The following is a 20,451-nucleotide window of genomic DNA, read 5'->3' on the forward strand; positions in this document are numbered from 1 at the left end:
ATGCCCGAGGCGACCGCCGAGACCACCTCGGTGTTCCGTGCCGAGCTTCTCAACGAGTCCGATCAGCAGGCGGCCCAGTCCGATTCGGCCGTCACCGGTGTGGAGGGTCTGCCCGAGGGGCAGGCCCTGCTGGTGGTCAAGCGCGGCCCCAACGCCGGTTCGCGTTTCCTCCTGGACCAGGCCACGACGTCGGCTGGTCGGCACCCGGACAGTGACATCTTCCTCGACGACGTCACCGTGAGCCGTCGCCACGCGGAGTTCCGCAGCGAGGGCGGGACGTTCAACGTCGTCGACGTCGGCTCGCTGAACGGCACCTACGTCAACCGGGAGCCCGTTGATTCCGCGGCGCTCACCAACGGCGACGAGGTCCAGATCGGCAAGTTCCGGCTCGTCTTCCTGACGGGTACGCCCGGGCAGTGACCGCCGCCGGACACGGCGCCGCCGAGGAGGGACACCTCTCGATCGGCGGCGTCATCGCACTCCTGGGTCCGGAGTTCCCGGACCTCACGGTGTCGAAGGTCCGGTTCCTCGAGAACGAAGGCCTGGTCACGCCCGAGCGGACGGCGAGCGGGTACCGACGGTTCAGCGTCGAGGACCGTGAACGACTGCGCTACGTGCTCACCGCGCAGCGGAACCGCTACCTCCCGCTCAAGGTGATCCGGGAGGAGCTGGAAGCTCTCGACTCGGCCATCGCCGACGGGTCGACCACGGCGCTTCTCCCACGACCCGGCGCTGAAGGCGTGCCGGGTTCGACCCCGGACGACTTCCGTAGCGACACCGTCCTCCGGCTCACCCGCGAGAACGTGGTGGAGCAGTCGGGCGTGGCGGCCGAGCTCGTCGATTCACTGGTGGACGCCGGGCTCATCGTGGCCGGATCCGGTGGCTTCTACGACCCCGAAGCGGTCCTCGTCGCCCGTACGGCCCACGATCTCGCCGCGCACGGTGTGGATGTCCGCCACCTCCGCGGATTCCGAACCGCGGCGGACAGGCAGACCGGTCTCATCACGCAGATCGCGGGCCCGGTCGCCCGTCAGGGTGACGCGGATGCCCGGGACCGTGCTGCCGAACTGGCACGGGAGATCGCGGCGTTGTCGGTGGCCCTGCATTCCACGCTCGTCACCGTGGCCGTTCGACACGCGTTGGAGCCCTGACCCGTTCGCCCCGGAGCGGATCGGGGCTAGGCTGCAGGAGTGCGAGAGGCGGAGAACATGGGAAAGAACATGCGTGAGGTCGACGTGGTCGGCGTGCGTTTCGAAGAGCCGGAGTACTCGCCGGTACTGATCCTGCACGAGAAGGAGGGCGGCCGGTACGTGCCGATCTGGATCGGTGCGGCCGAGGCCGCCGCGATCAGCCTCCAACAGCAGGGTGTGCAACCGGGACGGCCGCTGACGCACGACCTCGTCGCCACGCTCCTGGAGACGTTCTCGCACCCGCTCGAGCAGGTGGAGATCATCGGGGTGTCCGAGGGGACCTTCATCGCCGAGATGGTCTTCGAGGGCAAGCGTGTCTCGGCGCGTCCGTCCGACGCGGTGGCCGTGGCCCTGCGGACATCGTCCCCCGTACTGGTGAGTCGTGAGGTCCTCGACGAGGTCGGCATCTCGCTCGTGGAGCAGGGCGAGGAGGAGGTCGAGGCCTTCCGCGAGTTCCTCGACCAGGTGAGCCCGGATGATTTTCTCGGCGGCGACGACGCCCCGCAAGAGCCCGGCGGGCCCTCCGCCTGAGCGCTGTGACCAGGCAAGTTGGTGCTCCCAGGGGCACCACCGGCACCAGATCGCAGGTCGGAGCAATGTCTCAAGTTCAACTTGAGGTTGAGGTTTACCGCGTGTCCTATTGATCGCGGACCTTCTCCGGCCTAGCGTTGCCCTCAGTGAACTACACCGATGGTGTTCACGCCTCCAGGAACCGGGCTGCAGAGTCCCAACCTGTGCCGCCACGATCGTGGCGGCAACCCACAGCTTGAGGGAGCAATCGTGGCCGACCACACCCGGGATCCGGAGTCATCCTCCGCCGGTACGCATACGGAGGGTCTCTTCGGAGCCGCCGACGAGGCCACACAGGCCACGTTCGACGAGGTGCAGCCAGGACTCTTCCCGGATGCCAGCATCCCGGACAACACGAGCGGGTACCGCGTCCCGATCGCCTGCCAGATCGCCGGCATCACCTATCGTCAGCTCGATTACTGGGCTCGCACCGACCTGGTCGTCCCGTCGATCCGCAACGCGGCCGGATCCGGCAGTCAGCGTCTGTACTCCTTCAAGGACATCCTGGTCCTCAAGATCGTCAAGCAGTTGCTGGACACCGGCATCTCCCTCCAGAACATCCGCAAGGCGGTGGACCAGATCCGCTCCCGGGGCGTTAAGGACCTGGCCACCATCACCCTCTTCTCCGACGGTCGGACGGTGTTCGAATGCACCTCCAAGGAGGAGGTGTTCGACCTGCTCCAGGGTGGCCAGGGAGTGTTCGGGATCGGTATCGGCGGTGCGATGCGCGAGCTCGCCGGTTCGATCGCCGACTTCCCGGCCGAGACTGTCTCCCCGGAGGACGTCATCGAGCCGGTCGAGGACGAGCTGGCGGCCCGCCGGCGTGCCCGCTCCTCACGGCGTACGGGCTGACCGCGGCGATCGTCTAGACTCGGCCGTGCGTTCAAACGACTCACGGGAGAGCTCCGCGGCAACTGCCGCGGGCGCCGAAGGAGCAACTCCTCTCCGAGAATCTCTCAGGCCCCCGGACCGTGTGGTCGTCTAGCGCCTCTGGAGAGCGGTGGAACAGACCACCCGCCCACGGGGAAAGCCGGGCCCGCCTGCGCGTCCGGTGAATCTCTCAGGCGCCGGCACCCACCCGGCAGGGGACAGAGCGGAGAGGGTAGCACCGGCCCGCAGGTCGCCCACCCGGGCGGCCCCGCCCTTCGAGGAGCACCTGTGACGATGACCCCGCACGCCGCCCACACCGGAGGCGAGTTCGTCGCCCGCCATCTGGGTCCCGATGCCGACGGACTGGCCCACATCCTGGAGACCATCGGCGTGGGTTCGCTGGACGAGCTCGCCGAACGCGCCTTCCCCTCGGTGATCCTCGACGAGGTGGGCGATGACGGCCGTGCCGCCGGGATCGACTCGCTGCCCGAGCCGCTGTCGGAAGCCGACACCCTCGCGGCGCTGCGAGCACTCGCGGACCGCAACACCGTGGCGGTCTCCATGATCGGGCAGGGGTACTACGACACGCTCACCCCGCCGGTCCTGATCCGCAACATCATCGAGAGTCCGGCCTGGTACACGGGGTACACGCCCTACCAGCCGGAGATCAGCCAGGGTCGCCTGGAGGCGCTGCTCAACTTCCAGACCATGGTCTCCGACCTCACGGGTATGGACATGGCCAACGCGTCGATGCTGGACGAGGGCACGGCGGCCGCCGAGGCCATGACGATGCTCCGTCGGTCGAACCGCTCGTCCAAGAGCAACCGCTTCGCCGTCGACGCCGACCTCTTCCCCCAGACCGCCGCGATCCTCGCCACCCGCGCGGAGCCCCTGGGCATCGAGCTCGTCACCGTGAACCTCGTCGACGACGGCCTGCCGGACGGCGAGTTCTTCGGCGCGCTGGTCCAGACCCCGGGCGCCTCGGGTCGGGTCGCCGACGTCTCGGCGCTCATCGCCCAGTGCCACGAACGCGGTGTCCTGGTGGCCGCGGGCGTCGACCTGCTCTCCGCGACCGTGCTCACCCCGGCTGGCGAGAAGGGCGCGGACGCGTGCTTCGGCACCACCCAGCGCTTCGGGGTCCCGATGGGCTTCGGCGGCCCGCACGCCGGCTTCCTGGCCTGCCGCACCCCGCACGCCCGCAACCTGCCGGGCCGGCTGGTCGGGGTGTCCACCGACGTCGACGGGCGCGTGGCCTACCGCCTGGCCCTGCAGACCCGTGAGCAGCACATCCGCCGCGACAAGGCCACGTCCAACATCTGCACCGCCCAGGTGCTGCTCGCGGTGCTCGCGGCCATGTACGCGTCCTACCACGGGGCCGAGGGGCTGGCCGCGATCGCGCGCCGCGTCCACGCCCACGCCGCGACCCTGGCCGACGGCCTCCGCGCGGCGGGGGTCGACGTCGTGCACGCGGACTTCTTCGACACCGTCTCGGCGCGGGTGCCGGGCCGCGCGGACCAGGTGCTCGCGGCGGCCGCCGCGCGCGGGGTGAACCTGTGGAAGGTCGACGACGACGAGGTCTCCATCTCGTGTGACGAGGCCACCACCGCCGGGCACGTCGGCATCGTGCTCGAGGCGTTCGGCGCGGCGACGGAGTCGTCGACCGAGGTCCTCGTGGATCCCGCCTACGGCGACCGCACGAGCGAGTACCTCCAGCACGAGGCCTTTGTCCGGTACCGGACCGAGACGGCGATGCTGCGGTACCTGCGCGCCCTGTCGGACAAGGACATGGCGCTCGACCGCACGATGATCCCGCTGGGGTCCTGCACCATGAAGCTCAACGCCACCACGGAGATGGAACCCATCACGTGGCCGGAGTTCAACCGGCTGCACCCGTTCGCCCCGGCGGGGCAGAACGCGGGGATCCGCGAGCTCGTGTCCGACGTCGAGCAGTGGCTCGTGGACATCACCGGTTATGCCGCGGTGAGCCTGCAGCCCAACGCCGGCAGCCAGGGCGAGTACGCGGGCCTGCTCGCGATCCGGGCCTACCACCGCTCGCGCGGGGACGACCAGCGGACGGTGTGTCTCATCCCGTCCTCGGCGCACGGGACCAACGCGGCATCGGCCGTCATGGCGGGGATGAAGGTCGTGGTGGTGGCGTGCCGCGCCAACGGCGACGTCGACGTGGACGATCTGCGGGCCAAGGTGGGGAAGTACTCCGCGGAGCTGTCCGCGATCATGATCACCTACCCCTCGACCCACGGGGTGTACGAGCACGACATCGAGGAGATCTGCGCGGTCGTCCACGACGCGGGCGGACAGGTCTACATCGACGGGGCCAACCTCAACGCGCTCGTCGGCGTGGCCCGCCCCGGGCGGTTCGGCGGCGACGTCAGCCACCTCAACCTGCACAAGACCTTCTGCATCCCGCACGGCGGGGGCGGTCCGGGGGTCGGCCCGGTCGCGGTGGCCGAGCACCTGCGTGAGTTCCTGCCGGGCCATCCGCACGAGGAGGGCCTCGGCTCCGGCGGGGTGGTGTCCTCGGCTCCGTTCGGGTCGGCGTCGATCCTGCCCATCACGTGGGCGTACATCCGGTTGATGGGTGCGGACGGACTGCGCCGGGCCACGCTCACGGCCATCGCGAACGCCAACTACCTCGCTCGTCGCATCGGGGAGCACTTCCCGGTGCTGTACTCCGGCGACGGCGGCTGGGTGGCCCACGAGTGCATCCTCGACCTGCGCGGGCTGATCGACTCGGTGGGGGTGTCGATCGACGACGTGGCCAAGCGGCTCGCCGACTACGGCTTCCACGCGCCCACCATGAGCTTCCCGGTGCCGGGCACCCTGATGGTGGAGCCGACGGAGAGCGAGGACCTGGCCGAGCTCGACGCGTTCTGCGACGCGATGGCCGCCATCCGGGCGGAGATCGACCGGGTCGCGGCAGGGGAGTGGACGGTGGAGGACAACCCGCTGCGCGGGGCGCCCCACACCGCCGAGAGCGTGTCCGCCGACGAGTGGGAGCACGCCTACCCGCGCAGCGTGGCGGGATACCCGCTCGGGTCGGCGTGGCGCCCCAAGGTCTGGCCGTCCGTGCGTCGGATCGACGGCGCGTACGGCGACCGGAACCTGGTCTGCTCCTGCCCGCCGCTGGAGGCCTTCGCCGAGGAGTGATCCGGTGGGGGACCGGCGTTGTCGTACCCGCGTGGCACCGTACGGGCCATGACGACGACCGGTTCCCGTCCCGTTCCCGATCTCCCCGTGGCCTGCCGCGACTGGTGCCGCGCGCAACCCCCCGCGCTGCTCGTGGCGGACGAGTACGTGGAGATCAACCTCGACCAGTGGAACCTCCGGTTGGCCGAGCGGGGGATCGATCTCCGGCTGATCGCCGGCGGCCCGGACGGCGGGCGCGTGGAGACCGGTTCGGGGTTCCTCCGCCGGAGCGATCTGTGGGCTGCCGGGCGCAGGGCCCGCGGCAGTCTCGAGGAGTCGGTGGTCGCGCTCTACATGTGCGCGGCCTGGCTCGCCGGGCACCCGCAGCGCTCGGGTATCCGTCGGGGGCTCCCGGACTTCCGGGTCCCGGAGCGTGACCGAGCGGCGTGGCGCTCGGTCTCCTCCCACGGATATCCGCTGGTCCTGCACGAGGTCGTGGACTGGCTGGAGGCACCGGCAGAGGCGATGAACCTGCTGCGCAACGGCGCGCCCCACGGCCGGGCGGCTCGCGGGGTCCCCGACCTGGGCTACCCGCTGGCCTCGCTGTACCTGTCATCGCTGGGGATGGCGTGGTCACAGCAGTCCATCGTCCCGGTCGACCCGGCGGGAGTCGGCACCCTGGTCCACGCGGGGTGGACCGAGATCGAGTCGTTCGCGCGGATGACCCCGCGGCGGTATCAGCTCTACCTGGACGTGGTCTGCGCCTGGGCGGACGAGGCCGCGGTGGACCCCCTCGTGGTGGAGATGTGGCTGGTGCGCGACTGGCACGAGCGTCGATCGCTGGCCGCCCTGTCCGGTTCGCCTGCGCAGAGCCCGCCGGGAAGTCGTCCGCCCGGAAGTTGCCCGCGGTGACCGGCCGGACCGGATAGGGTCCGCCCATGGATCCCCAGCACCTGACCGTTGACGTCGCCGTCGGCCACCTCGACGTCCTGGACTGGGACACGGACGGTCCCACTCGGGACACCGTGCTGGCGCTCCACGGCTTTCCGGAGTCGGCGTGGGAGTGGGCACCGGTCGCCGAGATCTTGACCGAGCAGGGGATCCGCGTGGTCGCCCCGACGCAGCGGGGGTATTCGGCCGCCGCCCGCCCTCTCGATGTCGGCGCGTATGCGATCGAGCACCTGAGTGCGGATGCGCTCGCAGTTGTCGACCATCTCGGTCTGGAGCGTGTCCACGTGCTCGGACACGACTGGGGGGCGTCCGTCGCGTGGTGGCTGGCAGCTCACCACCCGGACCGTGTGGACACCCTCTCCGTCATCTCCATCCCGCACCTCTCGGCGTTCACCGAGGCGCTCGACACGGACCCGGACCAGCAGGCCCGATCCGTCTACTTCGAGCTCTTCCGTCAGGAGGGCAAGGCCGAGGACGTGCTGCTCGAGGGTGGGGCCCACCGACTGCGGGCCATGTTCGGCGGGGAGGTGGCCGACGACCAGCTGGAGAAACACCTCGCCGTCGTCGGTGATCGCGCGGGTCTCACGGGCGCGCTCAACTGGTACCGCGCGATGCGTCGGTACAACCTGCCCGCTGTCACCGTGCCCACGACGTTCGTGTGGGGCGACGGGGACATGGCGGTCGCGCGCAGCGGTGCCGAGGCGACCGCCTCCTGGGTGACGGGGGACTACCGGTTCGTCCCGATCCCCGGGAGCGGCCACTGGCTCCCGGAACAGGACCCCGAGCTGGTGGCAGCCGAGGTCCTGTCCCGGATCGGGTGATTCTCACCGGTGGCCGCCAGGGCCGCACGCGGGCGGACCTGGCGGACCTGGCGGACCTGGCGGACCTGGCGGGCTTAGCGGGCCAGATCAGCGACCAGATCGGCAATCAGATCGGCAACCAGCTCAGCAATCAGCTCAGCAATCAGCTCAGGGGCCAGATCAACCCTGGCGGAGCTCCCGCTTGAGGAGCTTGCCCGACTGGTTCCGCGGGAGTTCGTCCACAAAGACGACCCGCTTGGGCACCTTGAACGGAGCGAGGTGGGTGCGGGTGCCGTCGATGATCTCGGACTCCGTCGCGTCGGTACCGTCCTTGAGCACGACTATCGCGGTCACGGCTTCGATCCACTTCTCGTCGGGCGTGCCGATCACGGCGACCTCGGCGACGCGCTCGTCCTGGTACACGGCATCCTCGACCTCACGGGAGGCCACCAGGACGCCGCCGGTGTTGATGACGTCCTTGATCCGGTCGACCACCTCGATGAAGCCCTCGGAGTCACGGATCACCAGATCCCCGGAGTGGAACCACCCGTCGCGGAACGCCTCCGCCGTGGCCTCGGGCTTGTTCCAGTACCCCGCGCACAGCTGCGGGGAGCGGTAGACCACTTCGCCACGTTCGCCGTCGGCGACCTCGACGCCGTTCTCGTCGAGCACCCGGGCCTCCACGAAGAACACCGCCCGACCCGCACTGGCCGGACGGGCGTCGTGCTCCTCGGGGCGCAGGACACACGCCAGCGGCCCGATCTCGGACTGACCGAAGCAGTTGTAGAAGCCGAGTTCCGGGTACTTCCCCCGTAGCCGCTGGAGCACCGTCACCGGCATGATCGAGGCGCCGTACTGCGCCTTGCGCAGGCTCGACAGGTCCCGGGTCTCGAGGTCCGGGTGCGAGGCCAGCGGCACCCATACCGTCGGCGCGAGGAACAGCGACCCGATCTTGTCGGCCTCGACCCGACGGAGGATCTCCTGGATGTCCGGAGCCGCCATGAGGTGCACAGTCGCACCCAACGACAGGTACGGCAGCGCGAACACGTGCATCGCGGCCGAGTGGTACAGCGGCATGGTCACAAGGGGCTCGTCGTCAGCCGCGAGGTCGAGCGTGAGGATGCAGCTCACGTACTCGTGGACCAGCGCGGAGTGCGTCATCATCGCGCCCTTGGGGCGCGAGGTGGTGCCCGAGGTGTACAGGAGCTGGGCGAGGTCTCCGCCGGAGGCGGGGGACTCCACCGGCGCGCACGGGGCCTCGTCGAGCGCGGTACCGAGGACGGTGCCGTCGGGGGACTCGCCGGCGTTCGGCAGCAGGGCGAGGGTCTGCAGCCCGGGCATGCTCTCGAGCACCGTCTCCAGCGTGGGAGCCTGCGCGGGGTCCACCAGGACGAGCGACGCACCGGAGTCGGTCAGGAGGTACTCGAGCTCGGGACCGGTGAGGGCGTAGTTCACGGGGACGTGGGTGAATCCCGCACGGGAGACGGCGAGGAAGGCGATGAGGTAGGCGTCGGAGTTCACGCCGTAGGCCGCCACGCGGGCGCCGGACTCCAACCCGCGACTGGCGAGCATCCCAGCAACCCGGTCGACCGCGGAATCGAGCTCGGCGTAGGTCCAGCGACGTCCGGCGAAGGTCAGCGCGACGCGACCGGGGAACCGCGACGCGGAGCGGTGCAGGACGGCGTCGATCGTCGCCGAGCTCACTGCGGAGGGGAGGGGCTGGGGGGTGGTTGTCATCCGGCCAGTTTAGGGGCGGTCGGACCGGCCCATCCGACCGGCGCGAGATCAGTCCCTGGACCTGACGATCTCCAACACTTCCGGGGGGACCGCTCCGTTGCTGTCTCGCGGAGTCCACTGCTCGCTGGGGACCCACTGCGATCCGCATCCGCGGCACGCGAACACCGGCTCGCCCCGACGCTCGGCGGGAGTCCGGTTCCAGGCGCACAGGTCCCGGCAGGACCGGATGCGGAGAGGCGCCAGGTCGGGATCGGCCAGAGGGCGGGGACGGGGGCGGAGAATGCGGAAATCAGACATGTTCGCGTCCGAGTTTAGTCGGTCGTCTCGAACGATGGGTAACGTGAGCGCATCGCAGAGTGGACGGAGTCGACGACGATGACCGGATGTCCGTGTGGGGGTCCGCGACTGGATTCCTGTTGTGGGCCGTTCGTGGAGGACGGGATCCCGGCGGCGACCGCCGAGCAGCTCATGCGCTCCCGGTACACGGCGTTCGTGTTGGGCCGGGAGGACCACCTCTGGCGAACCTGGCACCCGCGGACCCGGCCGGCCCTGGTGGAGGCCGGTGACGGTGAGTGGACGGGGCTCTCGATCCTCGACGTGCTCGACGGCGGGGCCGACGACCAGACCGGGATCGTGGAGTTCGAGGCCCGCTTCATCGGAGACGAGGGGCCATCGGTCATGCGGGAGCGGTCGGTGTTCGAGCGCAGGGGTGGTCGGTGGACCTACCTCGAGGGGTCGGAGCCCGCGGGCTAGGACGCCGTCGGGTCGACCGGCTGGCGGGTCACGGTGACCGAGCCGATGGTCCTCGGGGTGACCACGTCGATCCGACCGATCCGCTCGCCACGCGGCATCTGCCACGCCACCATCCCCCGGATCTCTTCACCGGGGAAGGACAGCACCGACGGCACCAGTGGGTCGTCGACAGTTCCCGCGGGGTTCTCGATCCGCTGGAACGCCCTCCCCGACGGATCGAACGCGGAGAACTCCGCCGGACCCAGAGCGGGCTGGCCGGATGCCTGCACCGCGCGGACGTCCACCACCACGACGGACTCGGTGTCCTCGCCGGAGGGGACGATCCGCAGGTTGGACAGGGTCACCGTGGCGTCCCACGCCTCCCCGGCGACGGGGAACGGACGGTCGAACTGCTGCGACGACGGCAGGGGTCCGGTGGAACCGGTGGTCGGTGCCGGAACGCCGATGGCGTCGTCGTCACCGAAGACGGACGAGCAACCGGGCGTGAACACGGCCGCGGCAGCGATTGCTGCAGCGAGGACGGCGCGACGCATAGGCGCTCCTGGAGAGGTCGTGCGCCGGGCCCCTCCCGGCGGCCCTGATCCTACTGTTCGCCCGGCCCGTCGTCGTCGGCGGCGCGCAGGTCACGCCAACGCTTGCCCGCCACCCGGCGGGCGAGGTCCGAGTAGACGTCGTCGAGCTCGGCGGAGATCTCGGCCAACTGGATCTTGAAGTTGACGGGGACGAATACCCGGTCGACGAACTCGGACTCGGCGGAGATCGTCTTGCCGTCGAAGATGTACCGGCACCACAGTGAGTCACGGTTGAGGATCGCGACCTCGGTCTCGGCGGCCGCCACGTCCTCCACAGACGAGACCAGCGGGCTGCGGAAGACGACGAGGGGCAACGACCGGTGTGCTCGGACGAAGAGCAGGACACATCCGGCGGGCACGGTGAAGACATCGTGCATATCGGGCTGGATCGGACGCTCGTACACCTCCGACAGGGCGGTGCCGACAGCTCGGGTGGCCTCGTCGGGACTGGTGATGGGCTGCGACTGGAAATCCGCCTCCTCGGCGGCCTCACCGGAATCCGCCGGGGCCTCGGCGTCGGTGCCCACCACGTCGTGGAGGAAGACCGGGTGGGGGATTCCGAAGACGCGCTCCATCGTGCCGGCGACGAGGTGCGCTGCTTCCGACGCGCGCGCGATCGGCAGCGTGACGAACGGTCCGGATGCCTCCGGCGCGGCCCCCTCCGCGTCGGGCTGGGTCCACCCCAGCCCCGCGAGTTGCTCCAGCTGGGCCGGACGCAACGGGATCGGGGCGTCCTCCGACCCGCCGCCGGAGACCTCCGCGTGGATCCGACCGGTCCCGGTGGCGGTGAACCGAACGTACGGGGCGAGCGTGGACGGCGATCTCAGGACGGGGACCGCCAGATCGAAAGTCGCACCCGGGACGAGGTCACGCAGGAGGTCCGCGAGGCGGGCGGCGAAGCGGTCCCACCCGGCGGCGATCGACGCGTCCACGTCGAACTCGAACTCCGGCATGACTCGCAGTCAACCACCGCGCCGCGCCGTCCGTGAAGGGTTCGGGATGTCCGGGCCCGGCAGTCAGCCCTCCGCTGCTGCGCGTGCCGCCTGGTAGTCCGACCAGTATTCGTCGGATCCGTCGAAACCCACCCGCAGTCCGTCGCCGGACTCGATGATCTCCGGCTCGATGGGGGAGATGGTCCGCTCCGAGGCCAGCGCGGAGTCGACGTCCGTGAACTCGGCGAGGTGGCGGAGCTGAGTCCACGTGGGAGGCAGGAGCATCGAGTGACCCGACCGGAAGGCCTCCAGGAGGTCGACGGGGCGGGCCCACATGGTCAGGTCGACCTCGGTGGTGAAGTCGTCCGGTTCCTGCCCGTCGGGGAGGGCGGCGAGGAAGAAGCGGGTGTCGTACCGGCGCGGCTCCACCGAAGGGGTGATCCAGTGGTCGAAGGGTCGGAGACGCCCGGCCGCGAGCGACAGCTCCTCGACGGCGAGGAACCGGCCGAAGGTCAGGCGGTGTTCCTCGAGTTCGGCGCGACTGGAGTGGTACCGACCCGCGTCCGAGACCGGCGAGCCGTCGAGGTGGTCCGCCAGGAGGACGCCGCATTCCTCGAAGGTCTCCCTCGCGGCAGCACACACCAGCCGGCGGGCGCGGGGCACATCACAACCGAACCTGTCGGCCCACCACCCCGGGGCGGGTCCGGTCCAGGCGACGTCCGGGTCGTCGTCGGCGGCGTCGACGCCACCACCGGGAAAGACCGTCATGCCGCCGGCGAACGCCATCCCGCGAACCCGCCGGGCGACAAACACCTCCATCCCGGAACCGGCGTCGCGGACGACCATCACGGTGGAGGCATCCTTGATCGGGCGAGCGGTGTCCTGGGGGCCGTCAGTCATCTGGTCAGTGTCGCGCGGAGCGGTACCTGGTCGTGCACGGGGGTCGGCAAAGCTCCACCGTCAGGAGGCGTTCACCGCACCCGTGGCGAGGTCGGGAAGCGCGCCGTGCAGGACGCGGTGGACGTGCCCGCTGAGTTCGGACCGATGGTCACGACCGACGGTGGGATCGGCGCCCGACCGCACGATGCTCATATAGAGCACGTCGAACACGGTCTGGGCAGCGCTCACCAGGTCGGTCGAATCGGCGTCCCGGCCGGTATGCCGCGCGAGGATGATGCCGATGATCCCGCGCAACTCCCTCAGGATGCGCTGGGCTTCCTCGCGATGGGGACCGTGTTCTCCGAAGAGCGTCTCCCGGTGGTACGCCGCGATGTTCTCGGGCTGCTGGTCGAGGGCGGTCAACAGGGGTTCGCACAGGACCACCAGGTCCTCCACCGGGTCACCGGTGTCAGGCACGGTGTCCACCATGGCCCGGAAGTTCTCGTTGGCCACCATGCACAGGAGCTCACCCTTGGACTGGGCGTACCGGAACAGGGTTCCGGTGCCGACCTCCGCCAGGTCGGCCACCTCCTGCGTGGTGACGGAGGAGTATCCGTTGCGGGTGAACAGCTCGCGGGCGGCGGCCTGGATTCGACGTTGCTTGTCCGCCTTGTTCAGTTCTCGACGACCCGGTTCGCGCGTCAGGCTCACGAGAACCACTCGGTGGGCTTGCCGGCCACCAGGAGGAGCGAGAACACCACCGTCACCACGACGAGGGCCACGATGAGCGCGATGACGGGTGACCGAAGCGCGAAGGCCAGGACTCGCTCCGGGAGTGACCGGGGTGTCTCTCCGCCCGGCCCGAGCCGCCACGGGCCCTCGAGGAGAGCCCGGCGATCGACAGAGCGCTCGAACGGAACGGTGGCGTAGGGGATCACTGCGGACGCCAGACCCAGGACACCGGTCCCGGGCGACCACTTCTTGTCGGTCCAGACGGCGATCGTCGCCGCGCCGTAGCAGAGGAACACGAACCCGTGGATGCTGCCGCCGACCGCCGTCGCCCAGTCGAGTCCGAAGACATACTTGCCGATCATGCCCAGGATCAGCAGGGTCCAGGTGATCACCTCCGCGAACGCGAGCCTCGTATACAGGATGCGGGGGGTCACAGTTGTCCTCCAGGGGTCGGGTCGGTGTTCGTCGGTCATCGTACGGTCACCGGACACTCCGGCCGGTCTCAGCCTCTCGACGGTCTCACCCGATGAGGGTCAGGGACGCAAAGCGGACCTCCCCGGCGTCGTCGCTGGCCTCGAGGTCCACCACGCCCTCGACCGCCCAGCCGTGGTCGCCGTCCGGGTCGTCGAGCACCTGCCGGGTCCTCCACGTTCCCGGTTCCACTCCCTCGCCGGACGTGGTGACCGAGAACAGAGCGGGCCCCCGGGCGGCCGGGCCGGCGCCGATCTCGTCGTACTCGTCCCAGTAGGCGTCGATCTCCTTGTCCCAGTCGGGGTGCTCGGGGACGTCGGCGTCGAGTTCCACCAGGCGGGCGATGTCGTCCCTCGACAACAGCTCCACCCGTTGGAACATGGCGTTGCGGACCATCACCCGGAAGGCCCGCTCGTTGGCGGTGACGGGCCGGGTGGAACCGGCCGACTGCCCGAATGCGAGCTCGGCCACCTGCTCGGCGGAGACGTCCGGATCGGTGAGCAGCTCCCACTCGTCCAGCAGGCTCGAGTCGACCTGCCGGACCAGTTCCCCGAGCCACTCCACGAGGTCGTCGAACTCCTCGGTCCGCAGATCGGCGGGGACGGTCTGCCGGAGCGCGCGGTAGGCATCGGTGAGGTAGCGCAGTACCGAACCCTCGGACCGACTGAGGCCGTACAACGAGACCAGGTCGGAGAAGGTCATGCCGCGCTCGACCATCTCGCGGATCACCGACTTGGGTGAGGGCTCCACGCCGGCGACCCACGGGTGCCCGGCACGGTAGGCGTCGTACGCGTCGGCGATGAGGTCCGCGAGGGGTGTGGGCCACGAGATGTCCTCGACGAGTTCCATCCGCTCGGAATACTCCACGCCGTCGGCTTTGAGGGCACCGATCGCCTCGCCCCGCGCCGCCCGCTGCTGGGCGTAGAGGATCGGGCGCGGGTCGTCGAGGACGGCCTCGATCACCGAGACCAGGTCCAGGACGGGGGTGGGGGATTCGGGGTCGAGGACCTCCATCGTGGCGATGGCGAACGGGGCGAGCGGCTGGTTGAGTGCGAAGTCCCGCTGGAGGTCGACCGTCAGCCGGACGTGGCGCCCGTCGGCGTCCGGTTCCGGCACGCGCTCGACGATGCCCGCGGTTTCGAGGCCACGGAACAGCTCGATGGAGCGGAGCACGTGTTGCCGGATCCGCGCTCTGGTCTCATGGGAGGACAGCAGCAGATGGCGCATGTGCGCGTAGCAGCTCCCTGGCCGCGAGATCACGTTGAGCAACATGGCGTTGCTCACCTCGAAGCGGCTGGTGAGCTGCTCGGGCTGCGCGCCGACGAGCTTGTCAAAGGTGGATTGCGACCAGTTCACAAAGCCCTCCGGGGGCTTCTTCTTGGCCGCCTTGGCCTTCTTCTTGGGGTTGGCCGCCACCTTGGCGGCGGCCTTGGAGTTCTCGACCTCGTGCTCGGGGGCGAGCACCATCACCGAGCCCTCGGTGTCAAAGCCGGCCCGCCCGGCGCGGCCGGCGATCTGGTGGAATTCACGCGCCTTGAGTACGCGCTGACGGCGGCCGTCGAACTTTGTGAGGCCGGTGAACAGCACTGTCCGGATGGGCACGTTGATGCCCACCCCGAGGGTGTCGGTCCCGCAGATGACGGTGAGCAGGCCGTTCTGGGCGAGCCGTTCCACGAGCCGCCGGTACTTGGGCAGCATCCCCGCGTGGTGGACGCCGATACCGTGCAGCAGGAGCTTGCGCAGCGTCCGACCGAAGGCGGTCGAGAAGCGGAAGCCACCGATCTCCTCGGAGATCGCCGCCTTGAGTTCTTTGGAGGCCACCGTCAGCGAGGTCAGCGCCTGGGCTTGTTCGAGTGCTGAGGCCTGGGTGAAGTGGACGACGTAGACGGGGGCCTTGCCGTCCCGGAACAGGAGCTCGACGGTCTCGTGTACGCCACTGATGACGTACTCGTACGACAGGGGCACGGGACGTTCGGTGCCGCCGACCAGGGTGCACTCGCGTCCGGTGCGCATCCGGAGATCCTCGACCAGCCAGTCCACGTCGCCGAGTGTGGCGGAGAGCAACAGGAACTGCGTGTCCGGCAACTCGATGAGCGGCACCTGCCAGGCCCAACCGCGGTCGGGTTCGGAGTAGTAGTGGAACTCGTCCATCACCACCTGGCCGATGTCCGCAGCGGCTCCCTCGCGCAGCGCGATGTTCGCCACGATCTCGGCGGTGGCGCAGATGATCGGGGCGTCGGGGTTGACCGCCGCGTCGCCGGTGAGCATCCCCACGTTCTCGGCGCCGAACACTGCGCACAGCGCGAAGAACTTCTCGCTGACGAGCGCCTTGATCGGGGCGGTGTAGTAGCTGCGGACGCCCCGGGCCATCGCCGAGAAGTGCGCGCCCAGGGCGACGAGGGACTTACCCGAACCGGTCGGGGTGGCCAGGATGACGTGGCTGCCCGTCGTCACCTCGAGGACGGCCTCCTCCTGCGCCGGGTAGAGCGTCAGTCCCTGTTCGGCCGCCCAGGCGACAAAGGCGTCGAACACCGCCTCCTCGTGGAGGTCGGAGGGGACGTCATTCAGGTCGGCGAGGAGTTCGGGCAGATGCACCCGACCGAGCCTAGCCGCCCGGTCGGACACACCCGTCCGGTGCTAGCCGGCGTCGGGTGAGCCGTCGCCGGTCTGCTGGGCCAGGAATTTCTCGAACTCGGCGCCGATCTCGTCACCGGACGGCAACGGCTTGCCGCCGGGGTTGAGCGAGTCGGACCCGTGCCGGGTCTCCATGAAGTCGTCGTACTGCTTCTCCATCAACTCCACCGCGGTGCGGATCTCCGGACTGTCGGTGATCTGCGCGGTGACCTGGGCGGTGAACTCCTCCGCAGCCGTCTCGAGCTCGCCCGTGGGCAACTCGAGATCGGAGATCTGGGCTATGTTGCCGACCAGGTTGAGGACAGCCGCGGGGTAGGCGGTCTGCGACAGGTACTGCGGGACGTGCACGGTGAACCCGGCGGACGGGATGCCGTGCTCGGCCATCCGCAACTCCAGCAGCGACGTCACGTTCCCGGGCACCGAGAACTCCCCGGGCCAGGCGGTGAACCCGCGGATGAGGTCGACGTTGCTCGCGTGCGCGCTCGCCTGTGTGGGGCGGGTGTGCGGCACGCCCAGGGGCATGGCTCCGAGACCCACTGACATCCGGGCGCCGAACGAGTTGGCCAGGTCGATCACCGATTCGGTGAAGCCGTCCCACTTGAGATCCGGCTCGAGCCCGGAGAGCAGCAGGAACGAGGTGCCGTTGGAGTCCTTGACCGCGTGGATCTGGATGGTCGGCTCGGAGTATCCGGCGAAGTGGTCGAACGAGTAGCGCAGCTGCGGGCGACGTGAGCGGTAGTCCACGAACTCGTCGACGTCGAACTCCACGATCAGCTGGGAGTCCAGACTCTCCCGGAGGTGTTCGGCGACGCCCTGGATGGCCTGGCCGGCATCGGAGAAGCCCTCCAGGGCGTGCACGATGACCGGCCCCTCCCCGGACTCCGACCGTAGGTCGGGGACGGGCTCGATCAGTCGGTACAAATCGCTGTGCCTGGCCATGTCGACTCCTCTCGTAACGACGCCCCGATTCAATCGGTCGGGACCCTGTGGTCGTCCACCCGGGACGGGGTATCACCTCATTGCCAACCACACCGGTCGGTCCTTAATTCCCACACCCCCTGCTCCCTCCACAGCCGTCCCCGACCACACCGTGTGCAGCCCGGAACGGCGGCCGGGGTGAGGAGAAGGTTGATCCGGTGCATCAGCACCCCGGACCGCCTCCGCCGGAGCGCGGCCGTGAGACGCGAAGAGACGGGTGTATGGAGATGACCACGAGTGGACGGGCCGGTGGCGACGGTGGGATGGACGGCGCGATGGACAGCGGGATGGACGACAGGCCGACGGTGGTGATCTCCTCCCCGGAGGAGCTGATCGCGTCGATCCCCGCGATGTTGGGTTTCCCCCCGGGAAGGGGCTCGGTGGTGGTGATGTGCGGCAATACCGCAGACGGTCGGCAGGGTCCGGTGGTCCGGATGGACGTCGACGGATTGCTCGACGGATCGCGGGCGTCCTCCTACGGAGGTAACCCGTACCGCGCTGGTACGTACCGCAGTGGCACGTACCGCTCTGACCTGTACCACCGAGACCCGTATGGCGGAGACCCGTACGACGACAGTGACTACGACGACGAGTTGGCGTGGCCTCCGGAGCTGGGCGCCGAGCTGCCGGCTCGCGGGCTGGCGCAGTTCTGCTCGAGGGAGGGCGTGTCCGGTGTCCATCTGGTGGTGGTTCACGAGGACTGCGCGGACGGGTCCGGCGCCGGGCTCCGAGCCGAGGACGCGGCCGCGGCGTTCGAGTACTGGTTGGGCATGGTGGGCACGCGGGTGATCGCGGCCTACGGGGTCGGTGAATTTGCCGAGGGTGCGCGTTGGGTTGATCTGTTCGGGATGGTCGGTGGCGTCCAGCTCGACCCCGACGCGACGGAGATCGCAGCGGTGCACGCCTTCGACGGCCGCGTGCGGGCGGGTTCTCGCGACGAGATCGCCCAGCTGTACCTGGCCAGGGACCCGGATGCCTGCGACATCGACCCGCACGGTCGGGGCCTGGCCGAGCTCGAGCGCCCCACAGCGGTAGAGCGTGCCGTGGCGGCCCATGACGGCGCCGTCGAACTGCTCGAGGCGGGGGAGGAGATTGACGACGACGAGCTGGCCCGGATCGGGGAGGCGCTGCTGGACATCGCGGTGCGCGATGAGGTGTACCGACGGCTTGCTCAGCTGGGGCTGGGCCACGAGGACGGTCGCCGCCTTCTGTGGTGGGCCCTGGCCCGCCGCCGGCCCGGGCGCGAGAGGTCCGTGGCGTTGGTGCTGCTGGGGGCCGGCGCCTACTTTGCCGGCAGCGGGGTCCACGCCCGCTCCGCACTCGAGGCGGCCGTGAGCGCGGACCCCCGGAACTCCCTGGCGAGGCTCCTGCTCCACGGGCTCGAACAGGGAATCGCGCCGGAGAGGCTCCGCCAGGCGGCAGCCTGACAGGCGCCGCCGCCGGACTGGCTCGGCCGCTGGCCGGACTGGCTCGGCCGCTGCCTGACCGGCTCGGCTGCGGCCCGACCGGCTCCGCGGCGGGGCTACCGCGGGGTGGAGTGCGCGCGCTCGCCCAGGACGGAGGTGAACGACCAGGCGTCCTCGACGATGGTGCGCAGGGCGGTTCGGGTCGGCGTCCAGCCGAGCTCGGTGACGGCCTTCTCGCTGGAGGCAATCAGGACCGCCGGATCGCCGGCCCGTCGCGGGGCCACCACCTCCGGGATCGGATGACCGGTGACCTCCCGGCAGACGTCGATCACCTCGCGGACGGAGAAACCCTCGCCGCTGCCGAGGTTGAGGACGCGGTGGACACCGGCCACGTTCGACTCGAGCGCGAGGAGGTGGGCGTCCGCGAGGTCGGCCACATGGATGTAGTCGCGGACACAGGTGCCGTCGGGGGTGGGCCAGTCGTCGCCGAAGACCTTGATGTCCGCGCGGTGGCCCAGCGCCACCTGGAGGACCAGGGGGATGAGGTGGGTCTCGACGACCCGGTTCTCACCCGCCGTGCCGTACGCACCCGCCACGTTGAAGTAGCGGAGGCTGGTGGCGGCCAGGCCGTACGCAGCCGCATACGAGGTGATGGCGTGGTCGATCGCGAGCTTGGTCGCGCCATAGGTGTTGGTGGGACGGGTGGGCATGTCCTCGGTGATGGGGACCTGCTCCGGCTCGCCGTACGTGGCGGCCGTCGAGGAGAACACGAGGTTGGTGACGTCGGCGGCACGCATCGCGTCGAGCAGCGCGAGAGAGGTGACCACATTGCCCTGCCAGTACTGCGCGGGCTGCTCCACGGACTCGCCCACGAGCGAGCGGGCGGCGAAGTGCAGGACGGCGTCGAAGCTCGGATCCAGGACGTCCGCGGCGAGGGCGGCCACGTCCCCCTCGACCAACGTCGCCCCCTCCGGGACCCCGTCACGGTTACCGGTGGACAGGTCGTCGAGGACCACGACCTCGTGACCGCGCTCGAGCAGAACCGTGGCGCAGACCCCACCGACGTACCCGGCACCCCCGGTGACGAGGAGCTTCACGAGAGGATCTCGACCTGGACCGCATGCGCGTGGTCACCGTCGAGCTCGACCCGGTGGCCGTCCCCCGAGTCGAGTTCGACGAGGTGACCGCGGCGGGTCGCGGTGACCGTCTTGAGAGGCTCCACCCCGGCGGCGCGGAACTCGGAGATGAGCTCGACGTCGATCTGCACGTTCTCGCCGATCGCGCGGATGCGGACCCGGTGCGGGGTGTCCGTGTCGAGCGCGGAGAGTCGCACGAAAGCGGGTTCCTCGGCGGCCGTGGTCACATATCCGATGCGATCGAGACCAGGGATGGGGTTGCCGTACGGGGACGTCGTGGGGTCGTCGAGCACCTCGATGAGGCGACGCTCGACGTCGTCACTCATCACGTGTTCCCACCGGCACGCCTCGGCGTGCACCTTCTCCAGTTCCAACCCGATCACGTCGACGAGCAACCGCTCGGCGAGGCGGTGCTTACGCATCACGCCGACGGCCAGGTCGCGACCGCTCGCGGTGAGCTGCAGGTGCCGGTCGGGGGCGACGAGCACCAGGCCGTCCCGCTCCATGCGGGCGACCGTCTGGCTGACGGTCGGGCCGCTCTGCTCGAGACGCTCGGCGATTCGCGCCCGGAGCGGGATCACGCCCTCCTCCTCGAGCTCATAAATCGTGCGGAGATACATCTCGGTGGTGTCCACCAGGTCTTTCACGCTGCGTCCTCCACGTCGGATCGTCCTTGCTCGTCACTTCCGGCAG

Annotated in this window: 20 protein-coding genes and 1 riboswitch; of the genes, 10 read left to right on the top strand and 10 right to left on the bottom strand. The window is 69.7% G+C overall.

Annotated features, from left to right (window positions below; translation table 11 throughout):
• From R4P08_RS15720 to R4P08_RS15755, 8 genes are all read left to right on the top strand, one after another.
• Positions 1–420 (top strand): FHA domain-containing protein, encoded by a 420-nt coding sequence (locus R4P08_RS15720; RefSeq protein WP_317814902.1) that lies wholly within the window; start codon positions 1–3, stop codon positions 418–420.
• On the top strand, positions 417–1,151 hold the full coding sequence (locus tag R4P08_RS15725) for a MerR family transcriptional regulator (protein ID WP_317814840.1): 735 nt from the start codon (positions 417–419) through the stop codon (positions 1,149–1,151). Before R4P08_RS15720 ends, R4P08_RS15725 begins: the two co-directional genes overlap by 4 nt.
• A 69-nt stretch (positions 1,152–1,220) precedes the next feature.
• Positions 1,221–1,721 carry a bifunctional nuclease family protein gene (locus R4P08_RS15730; protein ID WP_317814903.1) on the top strand — a complete coding sequence of 167 codons (501 nt, stop codon included), beginning with the start codon at positions 1,221–1,223 and terminating at the stop codon, positions 1,719–1,721.
• Between the two features lie 249 nt (positions 1,722–1,970).
• Positions 1,971–2,612 carry a MerR family transcriptional regulator gene (locus tag R4P08_RS15735; RefSeq protein ID WP_411741222.1) on the top strand — a complete coding sequence of 214 codons (642 nt, stop codon included), beginning with the start codon at positions 1,971–1,973 and terminating at the stop codon, positions 2,610–2,612.
• Positions 2,613–2,645: 33 nt separating this feature from the next.
• A riboswitch (glycine riboswitch) is annotated at positions 2,646–2,742 on the top strand.
• Between the two features lie 182 nt (positions 2,743–2,924).
• Complete coding sequence (gene gcvP, locus R4P08_RS15740; protein WP_317814841.1) at positions 2,925–5,798, top strand: aminomethyl-transferring glycine dehydrogenase; 2,874 nt, start codon at positions 2,925–2,927, stop codon at positions 5,796–5,798.
• A gap of 48 nt (positions 5,799–5,846) precedes the next feature.
• Positions 5,847–6,689, top strand: coding sequence for a hypothetical protein (locus R4P08_RS15745; RefSeq protein WP_317814842.1), 843 nt, complete (start codon positions 5,847–5,849; stop codon positions 6,687–6,689).
• 26 nt (positions 6,690–6,715) lie between these two features.
• On the top strand, positions 6,716–7,549 hold the full coding sequence (locus R4P08_RS15750; protein WP_317814843.1) for an alpha/beta hydrolase: 834 nt from the start codon (positions 6,716–6,718) through the stop codon (positions 7,547–7,549).
• Positions 7,546–7,734, top strand: a complete 189-nt coding sequence (locus R4P08_RS15755) for a hypothetical protein (protein ID WP_317814844.1) — start codon at positions 7,546–7,548, stop codon at positions 7,732–7,734. The genes R4P08_RS15750 and R4P08_RS15755 overlap by 4 nt, the downstream gene beginning before the upstream one ends.
• Here R4P08_RS15755 and R4P08_RS15760 read toward each other — a convergent pair.
• Positions 7,709–9,265 (bottom strand): fatty acyl-CoA synthetase, encoded by a 1,557-nt coding sequence (locus R4P08_RS15760; protein ID WP_317814845.1) that lies wholly within the window; start codon positions 9,263–9,265, stop codon positions 7,709–7,711. The two genes, R4P08_RS15755 and R4P08_RS15760, sit on opposite strands and share 26 nt — an antisense overlap.
• A 429-nt stretch (positions 9,266–9,694) precedes the next feature.
• On the opposite strand from R4P08_RS15760, the gene R4P08_RS15765 reads away from it, so the two are divergent.
• Positions 9,695–10,018 (top strand): YchJ family protein, encoded by a 324-nt coding sequence (locus R4P08_RS15765; RefSeq protein ID WP_317814846.1) that lies wholly within the window; start codon positions 9,695–9,697, stop codon positions 10,016–10,018.
• Here the strand turns inward: R4P08_RS15765 and R4P08_RS15770 are convergent.
• The 7 genes from R4P08_RS15770 to R4P08_RS15800 all read right to left on the bottom strand — a co-directional run bounded on the left by R4P08_RS15770 (position 10,015) and on the right by R4P08_RS15800 (position 17,177).
• Entirely contained in the window at positions 10,015–10,551 is a 537-nt protein-coding gene (locus R4P08_RS15770) for a hypothetical protein (RefSeq protein ID WP_317814847.1), read from the bottom strand. The two genes, R4P08_RS15765 and R4P08_RS15770, sit on opposite strands and share 4 nt — an antisense overlap.
• A 50-nt stretch (positions 10,552–10,601) precedes the next feature.
• Positions 10,602–11,543, bottom strand: a complete 942-nt coding sequence (locus R4P08_RS15775; protein ID WP_317814848.1) for a TY-Chap domain-containing protein — start codon at positions 11,541–11,543, stop codon at positions 10,602–10,604.
• Positions 11,544–11,606: 63 nt separating this feature from the next.
• Positions 11,607–12,422, bottom strand: a complete 816-nt coding sequence (locus tag R4P08_RS15780; protein ID WP_317814849.1) for an NUDIX hydrolase — start codon at positions 12,420–12,422, stop codon at positions 11,607–11,609.
• A gap of 60 nt (positions 12,423–12,482) precedes the next feature.
• Positions 12,483–13,112 (bottom strand): TetR/AcrR family transcriptional regulator, encoded by a 630-nt coding sequence (locus R4P08_RS15785; protein WP_317814850.1) that lies wholly within the window; start codon positions 13,110–13,112, stop codon positions 12,483–12,485.
• A complete protein-coding gene (locus tag R4P08_RS15790; RefSeq protein WP_317814851.1) occupies positions 13,109–13,567 on the bottom strand; it encodes a DUF3817 domain-containing protein in 459 nt (152 codons plus the stop codon). The genes R4P08_RS15785 and R4P08_RS15790 overlap by 4 nt, the downstream gene beginning before the upstream one ends.
• A gap of 85 nt (positions 13,568–13,652) precedes the next feature.
• Complete coding sequence (locus tag R4P08_RS15795; RefSeq protein WP_317814852.1) at positions 13,653–16,199, bottom strand: DEAD/DEAH box helicase; 2,547 nt, start codon at positions 16,197–16,199, stop codon at positions 13,653–13,655.
• 42 nt (positions 16,200–16,241) lie between these two features.
• The gene (locus R4P08_RS15800; protein WP_317814853.1) at positions 16,242–17,177 is read right to left on the bottom strand and encodes a PAC2 family protein; all 936 of its coding nucleotides are present in this window, start codon (positions 17,175–17,177) and stop codon (positions 16,242–16,244) included.
• A gap of 266 nt (positions 17,178–17,443) precedes the next feature.
• Between R4P08_RS15800 and R4P08_RS15805 the strand changes: the two genes are divergently transcribed.
• Positions 17,444–18,643: a DUF4192 domain-containing protein gene (locus R4P08_RS15805; protein WP_317814854.1), complete on the top strand. Its 1,200-nt coding sequence runs from the start codon at positions 17,444–17,446 to the stop codon at positions 18,641–18,643.
• Between the two features lie 95 nt (positions 18,644–18,738).
• Here the strand turns inward: R4P08_RS15805 and galE are convergent, their stop codons facing one another.
• Both galE and R4P08_RS15815 read right to left on the bottom strand, forming a co-directional pair.
• Positions 18,739–19,719, bottom strand: a complete 981-nt coding sequence (gene galE / locus R4P08_RS15810; RefSeq protein WP_317814855.1) for a UDP-glucose 4-epimerase GalE — start codon at positions 19,717–19,719, stop codon at positions 18,739–18,741.
• Entirely contained in the window at positions 19,716–20,405 is a 690-nt protein-coding gene (locus R4P08_RS15815) for a metal-dependent transcriptional regulator (protein WP_317814856.1), read from the bottom strand. Before R4P08_RS15815 ends, galE begins: the two co-directional genes overlap by 4 nt.
• Positions 20,406–20,451: the final 46 nt, after the last annotated feature.

The organism is Rhodococcus sp. IEGM 1408 (assembly GCF_033142235.1).
Lineage (GTDB): Bacteria > Actinomycetota > Actinomycetes > Mycobacteriales > Mycobacteriaceae > Dietzia.